The organism is Nocardia pseudovaccinii NBRC 100343, assembly GCF_001613225.1.
GTDB lineage: Bacteria > Actinomycetota > Actinomycetes > Mycobacteriales > Mycobacteriaceae > Nocardia > Nocardia pseudovaccinii.
Genome location: NZ_BDBY01000269.1, coordinates 1 through 16846 on the forward strand (window position 1 = coordinate 1; position 16846 = coordinate 16846).

General features: G+C 65.4%; 16 protein-coding genes. 8 read left to right on the forward strand and 8 right to left on the reverse strand.

Annotated elements, in window-relative coordinates:
* Window positions 1-264: 264 nt before the first annotated feature.
* Window positions 265-684: a DUF5318 domain-containing protein gene (locus NP3_RS33220; RefSeq protein ID WP_169814622.1), complete on the reverse strand. Its 420-nt coding sequence runs from the start codon at window positions 682-684 to the stop codon at window positions 265-267.
* 159 nt (window positions 685-843) lie between these two features.
* On the opposite strand from NP3_RS33220, the gene NP3_RS49380 reads away from it, so the two are divergent.
* The 5 genes from NP3_RS49380 (at window position 844) to NP3_RS33245 (ending at window position 5407) form a co-directional block, all read left to right on the forward strand.
* Window positions 844-1938, forward strand: a complete 1095-nt coding sequence (locus NP3_RS49380) for a DUF1707 SHOCT-like domain-containing protein (protein ID WP_063045703.1) — start codon at window positions 844-846, stop codon at window positions 1936-1938.
* A gap of 6 nt (window positions 1939-1944) precedes the next feature.
* Entirely contained in the window at window positions 1945-2748 is an 804-nt protein-coding gene (locus NP3_RS33230; RefSeq protein WP_063045704.1) for a DUF1707 SHOCT-like domain-containing protein, read from the forward strand.
* A 249-nt stretch (window positions 2749-2997) separates the two neighbouring features.
* Window positions 2998-3552 (forward strand): GNAT family N-acetyltransferase, encoded by a 555-nt coding sequence (locus NP3_RS33235; protein WP_245721217.1) that lies wholly within the window; start codon window positions 2998-3000, stop codon window positions 3550-3552.
* Between the two features lie 168 nt (window positions 3553-3720).
* Window positions 3721-4275 carry a PadR family transcriptional regulator gene (locus NP3_RS33240; RefSeq protein WP_040697429.1) on the forward strand — a complete coding sequence of 185 codons (555 nt, stop codon included), beginning with the start codon at window positions 3721-3723 and terminating at the stop codon, window positions 4273-4275.
* Window positions 4268-5407: an inositol-3-phosphate synthase gene (locus NP3_RS33245; RefSeq protein ID WP_245721216.1), complete on the forward strand. Its 1140-nt coding sequence runs from the start codon at window positions 4268-4270 to the stop codon at window positions 5405-5407. The genes NP3_RS33240 and NP3_RS33245 overlap by 8 nt, the downstream gene beginning before the upstream one ends.
* Window positions 5408-5768: 361 nt before the next feature.
* Here the strand turns inward: NP3_RS33245 and NP3_RS33250 are convergent, their stop codons facing one another.
* From NP3_RS33250 to NP3_RS33275, 6 genes are all read right to left on the reverse strand, one after another.
* Complete coding sequence (locus NP3_RS33250) at window positions 5769-6194, reverse strand: GyrI-like domain-containing protein (protein WP_040697421.1); 426 nt, start codon at window positions 6192-6194, stop codon at window positions 5769-5771.
* An 8-nt stretch (window positions 6195-6202) separates the two neighbouring features.
* Entirely contained in the window at window positions 6203-6661 is a 459-nt protein-coding gene (locus tag NP3_RS33255; RefSeq protein WP_063045705.1) for a GyrI-like domain-containing protein, read from the reverse strand.
* A gap of 263 nt (window positions 6662-6924) precedes the next feature.
* Entirely contained in the window at window positions 6925-9189 is a 2265-nt protein-coding gene (locus tag NP3_RS33260; protein ID WP_063045706.1) for a transglycosylase domain-containing protein, read from the reverse strand.
* Between the two features lie 115 nt (window positions 9190-9304).
* Entirely contained in the window at window positions 9305-10180 is an 876-nt protein-coding gene (locus NP3_RS33265; protein WP_084509349.1) for a carbohydrate ABC transporter permease, read from the reverse strand.
* The gene (locus NP3_RS33270; protein ID WP_084509351.1) at window positions 10180-11202 is read right to left on the reverse strand and encodes a carbohydrate ABC transporter permease; all 1023 of its coding nucleotides are present in this window, start codon (window positions 11200-11202) and stop codon (window positions 10180-10182) included. Before NP3_RS33270 ends, NP3_RS33265 begins: the two co-directional genes overlap by 1 nt.
* Window positions 11203-11246: 44 nt before the next feature.
* Complete coding sequence (locus NP3_RS33275) at window positions 11247-12548, reverse strand: ABC transporter substrate-binding protein (protein ID WP_063045715.1); 1302 nt, start codon at window positions 12546-12548, stop codon at window positions 11247-11249.
* 410 nt (window positions 12549-12958) lie between these two features.
* Here NP3_RS33275 and NP3_RS33280 point away from each other — a divergent pair, with 410 nt between their 5' ends.
* The 3 genes from NP3_RS33280 to NP3_RS33290 all read left to right on the forward strand — a co-directional run bounded on the left by NP3_RS33280 (window position 12959) and on the right by NP3_RS33290 (window position 15543).
* Window positions 12959-13984, forward strand: coding sequence for an alpha/beta fold hydrolase (locus NP3_RS33280; RefSeq protein ID WP_063045707.1), 1026 nt, complete (start codon window positions 12959-12961; stop codon window positions 13982-13984).
* Between the two features lie 130 nt (window positions 13985-14114).
* Window positions 14115-14954, forward strand: coding sequence for a DUF2786 domain-containing protein (locus tag NP3_RS33285; RefSeq protein ID WP_174566293.1), 840 nt, complete (start codon window positions 14115-14117; stop codon window positions 14952-14954).
* Between the two features lie 76 nt (window positions 14955-15030).
* The gene (locus NP3_RS33290) at window positions 15031-15543 is read left to right on the forward strand and encodes a TIGR04338 family metallohydrolase (RefSeq protein ID WP_063045708.1); all 513 of its coding nucleotides are present in this window, start codon (window positions 15031-15033) and stop codon (window positions 15541-15543) included.
* A gap of 214 nt (window positions 15544-15757) precedes the next feature.
* On the opposite strand, the gene NP3_RS33295 is transcribed toward NP3_RS33290, so the two are convergent.
* Complete coding sequence (locus NP3_RS33295) at window positions 15758-16720, reverse strand: o-succinylbenzoate synthase (RefSeq protein WP_063045709.1); 963 nt, start codon at window positions 16718-16720, stop codon at window positions 15758-15760.
* Between the last annotated feature and the right edge of the window lie 126 nt (window positions 16721-16846).

The following is a 16846-nucleotide window of genomic DNA, read 5'->3' on the forward strand; positions in this document are numbered from 1 at the left end:
GGCGGCCGCGGACCACCGGGACCGGGCCGACCGGGTGGGGGACCGGCCGGTCGCTGACCGGGATACGGGTTCGGAGGCTGAGGTGAACTTCGCTGAGTGCGGCCGCCGTGCGGTTCATCGCCGTAGGGGGAAGTCTCGTAGGGCGAATTCACTGACAAGATCTCCATAACTCGTAAGGGTCTGCGGGGCGCGGTGCGGCGATTATCGCCGCGGCGGACACGTCGAGGCTCCGCGTGTCACCCGACGGGCAGATGACCTGGCACATCATTCGGCTGCGGTGCGCCGGTTGGCCCTGGTGCCCGTGCGCCGCCGCGTGGGCGACGGAGCGGTACCGAGCACATAGGACTGCACCAGATGATTCCAGCTGCAGCTCCGGCATACCTCGACGACATGGACCGAGAACTCCTCGCGAGTCTCGGCGAGGCGTATCAATTCCTCTGGTGTGCGAGCCGAACCCGCCATCGGGCCGACGCCGTCGCCGTAGACCCAGGATACGAGCGTCAATTGCTCTTTCCGGCAGATCGGGCATGTGACCTCGCTCCCCCGACCGTGGAACTTCGCCGCACGTAAAAGGTAGGGATTGGCATCGCAAACCTCGGCAACATCGACACGGCCCGCATAGACGTCAGCGAGCAGCGAACGACGCTTGAGAGCGTAGTCGACCACCTGTCGCTGAATTCGCACGAGAACCAGAGTAGCGGGGACGCGCGCGGGCCGCGCTGGGCTGTGCGGGATCGACCGACCGGTATTCATGGTTGAACTGGGGCGTTACCGGCGTCTGCGGATTACGATTCTTCCGTGTCCCCCGCTACATCCGGGCGGTCAACGGCAGCATCCGGACGTATGCGAGCGCGTGACCTCGACCGTGCCAACGCGTCCAGCGTGCTGGATGCCGCCTACGCCGAAGGCCAGCTCGGCGCCGATGAATATCGCGACCGTACCGCGCGGGCCGAGACCGCCAAGACCATCGCCGATCTCGACCGGCTCACCCGCGATCTCCAGGTCCCTTCGGCGGTGCGCGATCTGGTACCGGGTGCGCCGACACCGACGCGAAACCCCTTGCGCCGCCCCGGTTCCACGGGCCGTTATCCCGATCACACCCGAGCCCGCGATGCCGATCGCGACACAACCGGGCAGGTACTCGACAGCGCCCGCCGGGACGGTCAGCTCACCGAAGAGGAGCATCAGGCCCTCGGCGAATTGGCGCAAGGGGCCAAGACACTCGGCGATTTGGCCGATCTGGTCGATGACTTGCAACGGCCGACCGATGCGCCGTTGCCGCCCGCGCCACCTCGATCGAATCGCCGACGGTGGTATGTGATCGGTGTGACCGCCGCGTCGGTCTGTGCCGCCGTCGCCGCTTTCGCGCTGACCAGCGGTGCCGCGACACCGGATGCGCCACCCGTCGCACATGTCGGCGCCGCGGTGCCCGATCTAGGTGCGGTGCAACCGGTGGTGGTCGCGACGCCGAATCTGCTCACCCGCGAAGGGCTTACGCACTTCCTGACGAAGTACCGGGAGAAGTTCGGTGATCTGCAGGCCGATCAACTGACCCTGTTCGGCGATTACGCCACGGTGACGCGCGCGGTACCCGGCCAGCTGAATCGGCAGGTCCGCTACGACTACCGCGGCGGATTCGCGCAGAGCGGTGCCCCCGTCACTCGCAAGACCGATACGCCCGCCGCCGATCTGGCGCAGCTGAACATCGCTGCTGTGTCGGACTTGATGGCAACCGCGCCCACCGCGTTGAAGGTGCCGAACGGAGTTGTCACGCATATGGATGTGGAAGTCGACACCACCGGTACCTATAGCTCTTTCGGCAGCGCGAAGGGTGCGACCGTCGTGCAGATCTTCGCGGGCAACCAATTCAACGAATCCGGGTACTACGTGCTGACTCCGGCGGGGCAGGTTGTTCGCGCCTGGCCGTTCCAAGGGTGATGGTCGATGGCGACGACGCGCTACAGCGGAATCCGGGCCCGCGATACCGATCGGGCCGATGTCTGCGGACTGCTCGACGCGGCGCTGGCCGATGGTCAGCTGACCGATGACGAACACGCCGAACGCACCGCGCAGGCCATGCGCGCCAAGGCATTCGGTGAGCTGGACGAGCTGATCGGCGATCTGCAGATTCCGCGGAATCTCGTTGACGCTCCGGTTATTCGAGTCGATCGCCGTCGGCCGCGGCGGTGGCTCGCGCCAATGGCGTTCATCGCTGGTGCGGCGGCCGTCGGTGCGGCGGTGGGCGGCATCGCGAGCTGCGCTTCGAACGAGTCCGGAGTGTTCGGGTCGTCGGAGCATGTGCCGGTGCTCACCACGGGGAGCGGCCTCGCGTACTTCATCGATGAATATCGCGCCGAGTTCGGCGATACGAAGGTCGACGAGGTCACCCTGTATCCCGACTACGCGCTCTTCGAGCGGCAGGCGGCAGGCGATCCGACCGAGACCGTGCGATATCGCTACGACGGCAGATTCCACGACTACACCACCAGCAATGGGCGCAAGGCCGACGTGCGCACTTTCGATCTCGCGAGCATCGATCTGCGTGCTATCGCCGGGCTGCTGGCCGGTGCGCCGCAGTCGCTCGAGACCGGCGGCGCGATCACGCACGCCTCGATCGAATTCCCGCCGGGCCGTAGTGATTCGGACGCCGCTGTCTCGATCTACGCGAAGAACCAAGCGGGTGCGTCGGGCTATCTGACAGCGACGGTAACGGGGGAGCCATTGCAAGTCTTCCCACCCAGTCGCTGACGAGGAGTCGGCGCGATTCGCGGCGGCCGTAATTCGCTGGCCCGTCACAACCGGGCGCGCTAGCATTCCTTGTTCGTATTCGACCCGATGTACAGCCCGAGGAGGTGGGGCGGGATGACCGCACCGAAGACCGCCGTCGCGCACGACGCCCGGACTGTTCAGATGTCCCGGGTCCCGGTCTGATCGCTGCTCATCCGGCGTTCGTGCCGCGAGCCGTCTGGTTCGCGTGACGGTGGTGCCGTGTCCGAAATCGGGCCCGAACCATACGAATACGGAGAATCCGAGTTGAATTCCTCCATCGATTGGCGCACGCGCGCCGAAACCGATGCCGATATCCCCGCGATCCACGTGATCAACCAGGCGGCCTTCGATCGACCCGATGAGGCCGATCTGGTCGACGCACTGCGCGCCGACCCGGCCTGGATCCATGGACTGTCCATCGTCAGCACGCTGCCGGACGACACTCCGGTCGGCTACGCGCTGCTGACTCGCTGCCACGTCGACAGCGCGCCTGCGCTGTGTCTCGGACCGTGCGCGGTGCTGCCCGAATATCAGACGTCCGGAGCCGGTGCCGCGGCAATCCGGGCAGGTCTCGCGGCGGCGGAGCAATTGGGCGAGGCATTCGTCATCGTGCTCGGGCATCCGACCTACTACCCGCGCTTCGGCTTCGAGAAGGCGTCGGAGTTCGGCATCGGCCTGAGCATCGAGGTGCCGGACGAGGCGTTGATGGCACTGACGCTCGATCCGGCGCGACCGCTACCGCGCGGCACGGTGCGCTACGCCGCGCCATTCGGTATCGACTAGCGAGAACGTCGGCACCGACGGTGGGGAGCCCCGGCTTCCCACCGTCGGTCTACCTGCGCAGACAGTGCTTTATATCGCCGACGACTATGCACGTTTATATCGCTCCGATATAGTGGGAAGTCGCATCCATCGGTTAGGTCTGCACACACAGTCAGGGGGTGAAGCCCGATGCTCGAGCTGGCAATCCTCGGGCTGCTCCTCGAAGCGCCCATGCACGGGTACGAGCTGCGCAAGCGGCTGACCGGACTGCTCGGGCCGTTTCGGGCCTTCTCCTACGGATCGCTCTATCCGACGCTGCGTCGCATGCAGACCGATGGGCTGATCGCCGAGGAGAACGTCGCGGGCGTCACCCGTCGTGCGCGACGGGTCTATCAACTGACTCCGGCCGGGCGGGAGCGGTTCACCGAACTGCTCGCCGATACCGGACCGCAGAACTACACCGACGACGGCTTCGGCGTCCACCTGGCGTTTTTCAGCCGTACCCCCGCGGAAGCGCGGATGCGGATTCTGGAGGGCAGGCGACGGCAGGTCGAGGAGCGCCGAGAGGGTCTGCGGGAGGCGATCAAGAAGGCCAGTGGCTCGCTGGATCGCTACACCCGCCAGCTCCACCAGCTCGGTCTGGAATCAAGCGAGCGCGAAGTGCGCTGGCTCAACGAGTTGATTGCGGCGGAGCAATCGACGAAGGCGGCACCACAGAAAGAGGGAAATATCGGCCATGAGTGAAGACAACAAGGCTGACAACGCCACGAATTCGCCCACCCCGTCGGCTTCGCCTCCTGCCATCCCCGAGGTCCGCGTCGCCATCGTCGGCGTGGGTAACTGCGCTTCCTCGCTGGTCCAGGGCGTGCAGTACTACAAGGACGCGGACGAGACCTCCACCGTCCCCGGCCTCATGCACGTCAAGTTCGGCCGGTATCACGTGCGCGATGTGAAATTCGTCGCCGCGTTCGACGTCGACGCCAAGAAGGTCGGCTTCGACCTGGCCGAGGCGATCTTCGCCAGCGAGAACAACACCATCAAGATCTCCGATGTGCCGCCGAGCGACGTTGTCGTCCAGCGCGGTCCGACGCTGGACGGTATCGGCAAGTACTACGCCGAGACCATCGAGCTGTCCGAGGCGCAGCCGGTCGACGTCGTGAAGGTGCTGAAGGACAACAAGGTCGACGTCCTGGTCTCCTACCTGCCCGTCGGCTCGGAAGAGGCGGACAAGTTCTACGCCCAGTGCGCCATCGACGCCAATGTGGCCTTCGTCAACGCGCTGCCGGTGTTCATCGCCTCCGATCCGGTGTGGGCCGAAAAGTTCACCAAGGCAGGCGTTCCCATCGTCGGCGACGACATCAAGAGCCAGGTCGGCGCCACCATCACCCACCGCGTGATGGCCAAGCTGTTCGAGGACCGCGGCGTGCAGCTCGACCGCACCATGCAGCTGAACGTCGGCGGCAATATGGACTTCAAGAACATGCTCGAGCGCGAGCGCCTGGAGTCGAAGAAGATCTCCAAGACCCAGGCCGTCACCAGCAACCTGAAGAAGGAACTGGGCGCCAACGATGTGCACATCGGCCCGTCCGATCACGTCGGCTGGCTCGACGACCGCAAGTGGGCCTATGTGCGTCTCGAGGGTCGTGCCTTCGGTGATGTGCCGCTGAACCTGGAGTACAAGCTCGAGGTGTGGGATTCGCCGAACTCGGCGGGCATCATCATCGACGCGGTGCGCGCCGCGAAGATCGCCAAGGACCGCGGCATCGGCGGCCCCGTGCTCCCGGCCTCGGCCTACCTGATGAAGTCCCCGCCGAAGCAGCTGGCAGACGACATCGCGCGCGCCCAGCTGGAAGCGTTCATCATCGGCGCTGAGTAATCAGACGCACTGACGAGTAAAGCCGGGCCGGGGTGCAAATCTCCGGCCCGGCTTCGCGTTGCCGCAGCCCGGTCTCGTCCCTTTGGGTTGGTCGGGCTGCGGTGGGGCCTGTTGTCCTGCACCGACATATCGGGTTCGGCTGCCCTCGGATGGCTCGCCGTCCCCGTGGTTTACCGGGCCGTGCTGGGCGCATCATGTGCCGTACTCGACCTACCTGCCGTGGTCAGGCGGTCGGGCCCACACCTTCCAGCCCGGTCGACCGGTTGTGGTTGCCTGCTCGAGCGTTCGTCGAGGGTAGGCAAATGGTGGTTGTGACCAGGGTTTTGAGCGACCATTTGACTACCCTCGACGGGGTGAGCGGTCAGTCGAGCGAGACGTAGACCTCGACGGAGGTCGGTCCGGTGTAGCGCTCGAGTTCTGCGGTGTGCGAGCGGGTGATGGTGCCCGCGCTCTCGGCCTTGCGGACCTGCGCCCATGCGGTGCGCAGCAGATCGTAGGGCTTGTCGGAGACAACGAATTTCGCATACCGTCCGGTCGGGACCCGGGTCAGCACATCTCCGGCATCCATATCGTCCATCTCGGCGACCTCGTAGCCCAGAATCGCGACGGCGTGATCGTTCTGCCCGATATAGGCCGCGACCCGCGGCACATTCTTCTCCCGCGCCAGATACCGGTCCCAAGTAAAGTTCACCAGGTCCAGGTCGCGGGCGGTCACCTCGCGTCCGGCCAGCGGGACCGTGAGTCCGGCGACCAGGCTTTCGTCCAATGTGACAATTTCGAAGTCCACAGCTGTTCCTAACCGTCGACCGGTTCGTGTGCCAGTGCCACGAATACTTCGGCCGTGCGTGCGTCCGGATAATGTTCCACGTCACCGGTATAGCCGCGCACCAATCGTCCGGCGGCCTCGGCATCCCATACCGCCCGCCAGATGGTCACGATGGTGTCGCCGAGATTGTCGCCGCTGAGCGTGAATCGGGCGAACCGTCCCGCGGGTACTCGGGCGAGCACATCGCCCGGTAGCAGATCCGCGAGGGTGTGGCAGCGGTAGCCGACGATATGTGTCAGGTAGGAGTTGATCTCCGGCGCGTGGTCCACATACGCGGTCGTCGGCGGGCCGGGCAGCTTGCGGGCCAGATTGCGTTTCCACGCCTCCTCGACCTTGGCGCGGCGCGGTCCCTCGACCGCGAGCGCCGGGCTGCGCAGCACTGTGCCCGCCACGAGCGTCTCGGGACGGTCAACGACATTGAAATCCACCGGCGTGCCCCTATGTCTAGTCTGTCTCCAATTGGCGGCGCTCCCGGGCCCCCGTGGCCGCGGAAGCTACTTCCGGGCCTGACGCTCGCGCCGCGTGTCGTCGCTCGAGCGCATATCCTTCCTCATCGATCTCGCGACGTCGGCGTCGGCCTGGTTTCGGTTCCGGCGCGCGCGCTCACTTCACTCTGGCAAACGATGCTGCCACGTCATCCGTTCCCATGGCCCCGGTCGACGCACATTCATAGCGAACCGAGCAGTTTTGTTCAGCCCGGCACCGGAATACTGAATCCGGGGAAGATTTCGACTTCCTTCGAGGGCTCCGGTGCGGGTGGAATGATGATCACCGGTGCGGCGGAGGTGCTGGTCGGCGGATTCAGGATGTCGTAGCTGCCGCCGGAGGGTTTGCTCGCGGTCGGCGGGCCGCCTTGCGATGATCCGGCTGCCGGGAACTGCTCGATCGGGGTGCCGTCGAGCGCGTCGTCCATCACCTGCTTCCAGATGTCGGCGGGCAGACCGGAGCCATAGATGTCGGTGCCGCGTGCGGTTTCGATGGGCTGGGACTGTTCGGTGCCGACCCAGACCGCCGTGGACAGCGACGGGGTGAAGCCGATCATCCACGCGTCCTTGTTCTCTTTCGACTCACCGAGCTGGGTGGTGCCGGTCTTGGCGGCCGAGGGGCGTCCGCCGGACAGGCTGTGCCCGTTGGAATATGCGGCGATCGGGATCATCGCCCCGGCGGTACTGTCGGCGACGCCGCGCGGTATGCGCTGCTGGCCGGGCGGCAGCTGCTTGCCGGTCTGTTTGTCGGGTCCACCCCGATCCAGCAGGACGCGGCCGTCGCCCGCGACCACTCGCTGCACGAAGTAGGGCTGGTGGTAGACACCGGAATTGGCGATCGTCGCGTAGGCCGATGCCATATCGATGGGGCGAACCAGATACTGGCCCAACACGATTCCGTTGAGCGGGTGCCCGTCGTCCTCGGCGAGCGTCTTACCGGCCACACCCGGAATCTCTTCGGGGATACCGGCCTGATGGGCGGCATCGGCAATTGCCTCGGGGCCGTCGGACATCGACATCGTCAGTCGATAGAAACTGGTGTTCAGCGATCGCTTCAGCGCCTCGGCCATGCTGCATTTGCCGCACGATTCGCCGTCCACATTGGTGATCGTGGTACCGCGATCGGTCACCGGTGAACTGTCGAGCGTCCGGGTGAGCGGAATGCTCTGCCGCAGTGCCGCGATTACCGCGAAGACCTTGAATGCGGAGCCGGTCTGCAGCGGCGCCTGCGCGAAATCGAAGCCGAAACCGTCGGCGCCGCCGTAGTAGGCGCGGACCGCGCCGGAGCGCGGGTCGATCGAAACCACCGCGCCACGCAGTTCCGGCGGCTGCGGGTCGAGTCGATCGTGGATCGCGTCGAGTGCGGCCTGCTGTGCCTTGGTATCGATGGTGGTGGTGATCTGCAATGCCCCGGTATTCAGTTCTCGCTCGCTGATGCCCGCACTGCGCAGTTCCCGCAGCACCTGGCTGCGGATCAGGCCTTCAGGGCCGCGGGCCGCGTTGACGTCCGGGATTTCGGTGATCGGGACGATCGGCGGGAATACCGTCGCATCACGCTCGCCCGGCGCGAGCGCACCCATCTCGACCATGCCTTCGAGCACGTACTTCCAGCGCGCGGTCAGATCGGCGAGATGGGTTTCCGGATCCAGGATCGATGGGGTGCGGATGACCGAGGCCAGTACCGTGCCTTCGGCGAGCGTCAGCTCCGGCACCGACTTGTTGAAGTAGGCCTTCGCGGCCGACGAGATCCCGTACGCGCCGCGCCCGTAATAGATGGTGTTGAGGTAGGCGGCGAGGATGTCGTCTTTACTCCATTGCCGCGCCATTTTGGCGGCGATGATCAGCTCGCGCATCTTCCTGGTCAGGGTGCGTTGGGACCCGAGGAAGGCATTCTTCACATACTGCTGAGTGATGGTGGAGCCGCCGCCCGCATCCTCTTTGCCGAGCACATTGTCCCGCGCGGCGCGCAGGAATCCGCTGGTCGAGTAGCCGGGGTTGGTATAGAAGTTGCGGTCCTCGGCCGAGAGCACCGCATCGCGCACCGGTTTGGGCACCTCCGACAGCGGTACCGGAATCCGATTGCCATCGGGCGGGACAACTTTCGCGATCACTGTGGTTCCGTCGGCGGCCAGGATGGTGGCGATCTGATTGGTCTGCACCGAATCGGGATCCGGGATTTCGGCGCTCCAGTAGACCAGCACGAACAGCAGCGACGGCACCGCGACGAAGGTGATGAACAGGGCGAGCAGTAGCCGTCGGAAGCGTTCGCCCCTGGTGCGCTGCGGTCGATTCGCCGGGGTCGGTTGCGGCCGAGACGGTTTCGAAGAGCCGGGCGGTCGGGGCCTGCCCTTGCGTCGTGACGTCCCGAAGTTGTGCTCGCTGAATCCCGCGACCGAGGCATAGGGTGCGGGCATCGGTCTGCCCCGGCGACTGCCGCCGCGTCGCCGCTTGCCGAACGAGCTCACGATCATCTCCTCCCGGAGCGTCGGTAAAACTCACCTGCACAGGACACGATCGGAAATGACCAGAGATCGTATACGCCGAGTATTACCGCCGCAACGGGATTCAACCCATACGACAGGCGTACTAGCTTTTCACGCCACCCGCCGTGAGACCGGAGATGATCCGGCGCTGGAACAGCAGCACCATGATGACCAGCGGAATCGTGACCATCGTGCCCGCGGCCATGATCGCGGCGTACGGCTGCACGAGCGGATTGTTACCGGAGAAGCGCGCGATCGCGACGGTCACCGGTTCGGTCTTATCGCTGGAGAGCAGGCGGGCCAGCAGATATTCGTTGACCGAGGCGATGAACGCCAGGATCGCGGTGGTGAATACCGCGGGCGCCGCCAACGGCAGCATGACCAGCCGGAACGCCTGCATCTTGGTCGCACCATCGATGCGGGCGGCTTCCTCGAGTTCCCATGGCAGTTCGGCGAAGAACGAGGCCAAGATGTAGACGGTCATCGGCAGCACGAACGAGATGTTCGGGATGATCATCGCCTGGTATTCGCCGATCCAGCCGAGGTTGGTGAACAGCTGGAAAAGCGGGGTGACGAGCACGACCACCGGGAACATCGACGCGGACAGGATGAGCCCGGAGACCAGGTACTTGCCCTTGAAGGTGAGCCGCGCCAGTGCGTAGGCGGCGAGCACGCCGAGCACCAGCGCTACGGCCGTGGTCACCGCGCCGATGATGACGCTGTTGAGCAGCGCCTTGCCGAAGTCGTTGCCGCGGCTGGTGTCGAAGGCGTTGCGGAAGTTCTCCAGGGTGACGTGGGTGGGCCACGGCGTGTTGTCGAAGGTGTAGTCCGGATCGCGGAATGCGGTCACGGCCATCCAGTAGAACGGGGCCAGGCCCCACACCAGCACGATCAGCGCACCCAGATACAGCCGCACGGGACCCAGGCGCTTGGCCCAAGGTGTCTGTGCCGCGGGCTTTTTGGTGTTCACGGTGGTCATCAGTGCGCCTCCCGCTGTTCTTCCTGGGTCCGAACGGCATTGGCGCCCAAGACCTTTACCAGCAGGAACGCCACCGCGAAGATCAGCAGGAAGGTGATCGTCGACAGTGCCGCCGCGCTATTGGGCCCCTGGCGGACCTGTTCGACCACCAGCGCCGAAATCGGGCGGGTGGACGGGTTGCCGAGCGTCATGATCGCGGGCAGGTCGTACAGGCGCAGTCCGTCCATGGTGCGGAACAGCACCGCGACCAACAGCGCGGGCTTGAGCAGCGGCAGCGTGATCTGGGTGAAGCGCTGCCAGGCCGATGCACCGTCGACCTTGGCGGCCTCGTACACATCGGCCGGAATCACCTGCAGACCGGCCAGCAGCAGCAATGCCATGAACGGCGTGGTCTTCCAGACATCGGCGGCGATGACCGCGAACCGGGCGGGCCAGGCCTCCGAGGTCCACAGCACGTGGGTGCCGAAGACCCGGTTCACCACGCCGTCGTACTGGAACATGAACTCCCACAACCGGGCGGTGACCGCGGTCGGAATCGCCCACGGCACCAGCACCGCCGCGCGCAGCAGCGCCCGGCCCTTGAAAGTCTTGCCCATCACCATGGCCATGCCGAGGCCGAGGGTGGCCTCCAGGGTCACCGTGATCACCGTGAAGAACAGCGTCACGCCGATGGCCAGCCAGAACTGCGAGCCGAGGTTGCCGGTCGGGCAGGAGACCGTCTCGCCGGCCGCCTGGCACTGCTGCAGCAGCCAGTGCGTGTAGTTCGAGAAGCCTGCGCTGCCGCCCTCGACGAACATGCCGGTCGCCGGGTCGAGTCCAGGATCCTTCTGGAACGACATGTACAACGCGCGGAAGACTGGATAGCCGACGACCACCGCGAGGGTGATCAGCACGGGCGTGACGAACAACCACGCCTTACCGGAACGCCGCAACTCCAATGCCAAGGTGCCACCGAATCCGCGCTTTGTCGGCTGATCGCCGTCGCTCGGCACGCGAGTGGCCGTTCCCGAAGGATCCGACACCGTTTCTCTCTCCTACGGGGTGGTCGGGTCCGCTCTAGTACTCGCTACGACCCGGCTGTCTCGATGCCCTTTTGCATACCGTTGATCGCGTCGTCGACGGACTTGGTTCCGTTCAACGCAGCATAAGCGTTGTCCTGGATAGCCTTCGACACCGCCGGGTAGAACGGGGTGACCGGACGCGGCACCGCGTTGGCGATCGAATCCTTCAGCGCGGGCAGGTACGGCATCTTCGCGATCAGCGCCGGATCGTCGTACATCGACGCGCGCACCGACGGCAGCGCACCGGCCGCGACGATGTGCTGAGCGTCCTCGCTGATCAGGTAGCGCAGGAAGTCGAGCGCGGTGGCCTTGTTCTTGGAGAACGCGCTGATCGCCGCGTTGTAGCCGCCGAGGGTCGATGCGCCGACGCCGTTCTCGCCGGGCAGCGGCGCGACGCCGAACTTGTCCTTGACCGAGGAGGATTCCGCGCCCGCGTCACCGAAGGTGGACGGCCAGTTGCGCATGAAGAGCAGCTTGCCGGTGTTGAAGGCGTTGGCGCTTTCCGGCTCCTTGAAGGTGATCGCTTCCTTCGGGATATCGCCGCTCTTGTACGCGTCGACGAGCACCTTGAGCCCGGCACGCGCCTGCGGGGTGTTCACGGTCGGGGTCTTGCCGTCCGCGCCGACGAAGGTGCCGCCGTAGGCGTTGATGGCCTCGGCCGCATTCACCGTCAGACCCTCGTACGGTGCGAGCTGGCCCGCGTAGCAACCCATATTGTTCTGCTTGGCGATCGGGCACTGTGCCAGCATCTCGCTCCAGGTTTTGGGCGGATTCGGCACCAGATCCTTGCGGTAGAACAGCAAGCCGCCGTTGGTGTTTCGCGGCGCGGCGTAAAGCGTGTTGTTGTAGGTGGCGCTGGCGACCGTCGGGGACAGCAGGGCCGAGGTGTCGAGGCTGAAGGTGTCCTTCAGCGGCTGGATCCAGCCCTTCGCGGCGAATTCCGCGGTCCACGGCACGTCCAGTGCGACCACGTCATAGGTGGACTGCTTGGAGCGCATGTGCTCGACCAGGTCGTCGTACTGCTGCGAGGCATCGTTCGACTGCTCTTTGAAGGTGACCTGCTCGTCCGGGTGCGAGGCGTTCCAGCGCTCGATCAGCTGCTTGACCGCGCCGGTTTCGGTGGTGTCCTTGCCCTCGACGTAGGTGATCGGGCCGCGGCCGGTGAGGTTCTGACCGGATGGATTGCCGCCGTTATCGCTGGAGCAGGCGCTGGTGAACGTCGCCGTCAGCAGCGCAACAGAGGCGGCTGCCAACGCCGCTCGTGGTACGAGCGACGAACGTAGGGACGTCACCTTTTTCAAAGCCATCGCGAACACTCCAAGGGGTCGAGACGTGAGCAGCAGCACACCCTGCAGGTGCACAAGGCAAGATACATGGTTGTTATATGCGACGCAGCGATTGTGCCCGCAACAGGGGCACTGTCCAGCCGGGGCGGACGCTGTCGCCGCAAAGTCGTAGTCGCTCGCAACCTCGTTCTTTCGCCGGGCCTTCGGCTCGATCGTCTGCGGTCGGATCCGGGGCGAGCGAGCCGATCTCCTGACGCCTATCAGTTTTGAATATTTCGTCAGAAACCTTGACTGCGTGAATCATCGCATGTGACGATTTCGTCAGCTACGGCGAAGGTGGACCCGAATGCTTTCGATAGCTGGTGGATCGCAGCCGACGAACCTCGCGCCGAGCATTCCGAATTACGCACCAATGGATAGGAACCATCGAGATGACTGTGGATTTCGCCCACACGTATACCGATCCGCCGCAGCGTTTCAGTGCCGAACTCAGTGGTGGCGGCGCTGCGCAGGACCTCTTCCAGCGTGTCGGGACACTCCTCGGGCAACTCCCCGAACCCGGCCCCGTGCGGACCGACACCGACGGTGAACGCGAGCAGCTCGGCGATACGACGGTGGTACACCGGTTCGTCGAAGCGCCCGGTGACAGCGAGACCGTCACATGGCACTACGTGGAGGCCGGTGACCCATCGGCGCCCACGGTCGTGTTCCTGCACGGTGTGCCGGATTCGTGGTGGCAATGGCATTACGCCTTGGAGTTGCTGAGCGACCGATATCATTGCGTCGCTGTCGATTTGAAAGGCTACGGACAATCCGGCAAACGCACCGGCGATTACCGTCAACGGGGGGTGGCAGGCCAACTCCAAGCCCTCTTCGACACGATCGGGATCGCCGAGTTCGCGCTGGTGACGCACGACCGCGGCACCCCGCCCGGCGATCACCTCGTCGCCATGCTCGGCGATCGGGTGACCGGATATGCCCGCGGACAGCAGCATCTGTGGCATCTGCATCCCAGCCTGCATCCGCAGCAGCAACTCTTCACGTCGGCGGACGCCCCGACGCTGCTCGGTGACGCCCGCCGGTTCGTCGCCTCGGCCTACACCTGGCTGGCCGCGCGACCCGTCGCGGCATCGGATCTCCTGCGCACCATCGAGGAGTTCTCCCATCCGGGTATCGCCGCGGCCGTCCCGCGGTACTTCCACTCCTCGTCATTCCGGCAGGAATGGATCGATCGGCGGGCCGAATTGATCCGCTCCTGGACGGCGCCGGTGCTGATTTTGCAGGGCGCTCAGGACCCGATGCAGCCGCACGAGTTCTACACCGATCCCGATGTTGTCGAGATGCTGCCGAGGGGTAGCGATGTGCACTTGTTCGACACAGGACATTTCTGGCCCTTCGAGGCCCCGCACGAATCGGTCGATGTCATTCGCGCGTTCCTCGATTCCGTGACCCGTTAGCCACGATTTCCGCCGGATCTGTGGCACCGCATGATCAGGTTCGGGATTCGGTGGGTGTGGTCGACGGGCCTGCTGCCAGGTTCCGCGGGCCCGGTGGTGGTCACTCGCGATGCGGCTAGGCTGGCTGGCGATGACTTCGCCGAATGCGGTTCCGGACCGGATGCTCACCAGGATCGGTGGGTTGCTGCGCCAAGCCGAATCGACCGATAACGAGCACGAGGCCGAGGCATTTCTGGCCGCGGCCCAGCGGTTGGCGACCAGGTCCTCGATCGACCTCACGGTCGCCCGTGCGCATATCGCCGGACGTGAGCGCAGGCCGACGCCGGTGCAGCGGATGATTCCGATCGGCGAACCAGGTAAGAAGGGGTTGCGCACCTACGTGCAGCTGTTCGTGGCGATCGCCGCGGCCAATGATGTGCGCTGCGATGTTGCGCGCACGTCCACGCAGGTTTACGCGTACGGCTTCGATTCCGATATCGATACGTGTGCAGCCCTCTATGCCAGTCTGCTGGTGCAGATGGTGCGTGCGTCGGATCAGTACATCAAATCGGGCCAGTATCGTTCGGCCACTGTCGAAAAGCTCGTCACGGAGAAACGTTGGGGCCGAAAGGTACAGCGGCGCGTGCAAGCGCCGGTCGCGGCGGTTACCGCGCGGTTGAACTTTCAGATGGCATTCGCCGCACGGATCGGCCGACGACTGGCCGAGGTGAAGGCGGAGGTCGTGGCCGAGGTCGTGCCCGAAACCGTGGCGGCGGGAACGGCATTGGCCCTGCGCAATAAGGAAGTCGAGCTCACCGACTTTTATAAGAAGACTTCCGATGCCCGCGGTACCTGGCGCGGTCCGCAGGCGTCGGCCGGACATTCCGCCGCGGCCCGGCGTGCGGGTGATCGGGCGGGGAAGGCGGCGCGAATCGGGACATCTCCTGAACTCGGTGCTGCGCGTGGGCAATTGCCGGGCCGGTCGAAATGAGCGAATTCATTGCGTGACATGCCAATTGCCCGATTCGGCGTGAGCGACAATGAGTGTGAATCGTGAGCGGGGCCCGATGAGTGCACGAGATACCCAGCGCGCCAAGGTCTATGACGCCGAGCAGTTGGTGCGCAGTGTATTCGATCGAGCCGATGAAAATGGTGTCCGCACGGTTGAGCTCTATGGTTCACATCTCACGCTGCCGATCGAGCGCCGCTTCGCCTCGGTCGAATCGGTGCAGGTCTACGCCGATAAGGTGCTGAGTCTCAATTGGATTCGGGCGCAATGGGACCGTGCCGCGACGCCCGTCCGGGTCCGCACCCGCGCCGGAACCGCCGCCGCGCACTACGAGGCCGCCGATGCGGTGCTGGCTGTTCCGCTGTACACCGGTGCGACCGCATGGGCTCTGCGCGAATTGGTGATTCTGCACGAACTGGCCCATCACCTCGAGCCCGCCGCCGGATCGGTGGCCCCGCACGGACCCGAGTTCTGTAGCCGCTACTTGGAGCTCGTCGATGGCATTATCGGGCCGGAAGCTGGGCTGGTTCTGCGGTCGAGCATGGTCGGGTGCGGTGTCCGCTTGACCTGAGGCCGCCGCTGCTTTTGGTCGCGCTGTGTCTGCGGCCGCCGGTGGCTGATTGTCGGGCGAGGCATGCGAACTCGCGATGCTCGGCTGTGGCGCCCGCCTTCGCGTGTCCAACGCGATCGAGATCGCGCGACCGCGGTTGCGCAACGCCGACCTGTTGGAGGTGCCGCATTCGGTGGTCCACTGCTCTCCGTTGCCGACTGATGTCGCGACACGGTCACTTGGGCGGCGCCAGTGCGCGGACGCGGGTAAGTCGGTCCTCCCACCAGCGGGTTCGTTCCGGGTCGGGGTGGCGGTACTGCTCCAGTAGGGCCGGGTCGGGTGTAGGTGGTGACTTCGGGACCGGCATGAAGCCGTCGACGGGGCGAAGTGATTCGCGGACGAGGTCGCCTTCGAGGAGCGACAAAGTGCCAAGGCCGCAGGCGAATTCGAGCTCGGGGAGGGCGGCGGCGAGTGCGAGTTGGGCGGCTAGGCCGACGCTGGTTTCCAGAGCCGAGGAGACTACGCACGGCAGCCCAGCGGCCTCGGCGACCTGGAGTGCGCGGCCGACACCGCCCAGCGGGGTGCATTTGAGAACCGCGATATCCGCAGCACCGGCCACCGCGACGCGCAGGGGATCATCGGCGCGGCGGATGGATTCATCGGCGGCGATTCGGACATCGACACGCCGACGCACCGCGGCCAGCTCCTCGATAGTGCGGCACGGTTGCTCGACGTACTCCAAACCGCCTGCGGCACGGTCGATCTGCTTGATATGCGTGACGGCCGTCTCGACATCCCAGACCGCATTGGCATCCACCCGAACCGAGCCATCGGGCCCCAGCGCATCCCGGACCGCCTCGACCCGCGCCAGATCCTCACTCAGCGAATCCGGGTGATCTGCGATCTTCACCTTCGCCGTGCGGCATCCGGACCCGGCCACGATCGCATGCGCCCGCCCCGGATCGACAGCGGGCACCGTGCAATTGATCGGAATCAGTTCCCGCACCGGCTCCGGCCAGCCGACCGTCACCTGTTCCACCGCGGTCGCCAACCAGCTGGCGGCCTCCCGATCGTCGTACTCGGGAAACGGACAGAACTCGCCCCACCCGAGCGGCCCCCTGATCAACATCCCCTCGCGCACCGTGATGCCGCGGAACCGGGTCCGCATCGGAATGGCGTAGACGAAGGTTTCGGTCATCACCGTGCAGCCTAGCGAGCCCGGTGCCCCCGCCCGCGCTGTGCGCCTGCCGCCACTGGCAAGGCCGCCGAATCGGCGAATCATTCGTGCACGGAGTTGGACCGCTGCTGGCTTCCGGTTGGGCGT

What these genes read in the sequence shown, in the direction of transcription:
- NP3_RS33265 (WP_084509349.1), bottom strand. Translation starts at nt 10,180, where the DNA reads ATGACCACCGTGAACACCAAAAAGCCCGCGGCACAGACACCTTGGGCC.
- NP3_RS33290 (WP_063045708.1), top strand. Translation starts at nt 15,031, where the DNA reads ATGAGTGCACGAGATACCCAGCGCGCCAAGGTCTATGACGCCGAGCAG.
- NP3_RS33275 (WP_063045715.1), bottom strand. Translation starts at nt 12,548, where the DNA reads ATGGCTTTGAAAAAGGTGACGTCCCTACGTTCGTCGCTCGTACCACGA.
- NP3_RS33240 (WP_040697429.1), top strand. Translation starts at nt 3,721, where the DNA reads ATGCTCGAGCTGGCAATCCTCGGGCTGCTCCTCGAAGCGCCCATGCAC.
- NP3_RS33285 (WP_174566293.1), top strand. Translation starts at nt 14,115, where the DNA reads ATGACTTCGCCGAATGCGGTTCCGGACCGGATGCTCACCAGGATCGGT.
- NP3_RS33230 (WP_063045704.1), top strand. Translation starts at nt 1,945, where the DNA reads ATGGCGACGACGCGCTACAGCGGAATCCGGGCCCGCGATACCGATCGG.
- NP3_RS49380 (WP_063045703.1), top strand. Translation starts at nt 844, where the DNA reads ATGCGAGCGCGTGACCTCGACCGTGCCAACGCGTCCAGCGTGCTGGAT.
- NP3_RS33295 (WP_063045709.1), bottom strand. Translation starts at nt 16,720, where the DNA reads ATGACCGAAACCTTCGTCTACGCCATTCCGATGCGGACCCGGTTCCGC.
- NP3_RS33260 (WP_063045706.1), bottom strand. Translation starts at nt 9,189, where the DNA reads ATGATCGTGAGCTCGTTCGGCAAGCGGCGACGCGGCGGCAGTCGCCGG.
- NP3_RS33280 (WP_063045707.1), top strand. Translation starts at nt 12,959, where the DNA reads ATGACTGTGGATTTCGCCCACACGTATACCGATCCGCCGCAGCGTTTC.
- NP3_RS33245 (WP_245721216.1), top strand. Translation starts at nt 4,268, where the DNA reads ATGAGTGAAGACAACAAGGCTGACAACGCCACGAATTCGCCCACCCCG.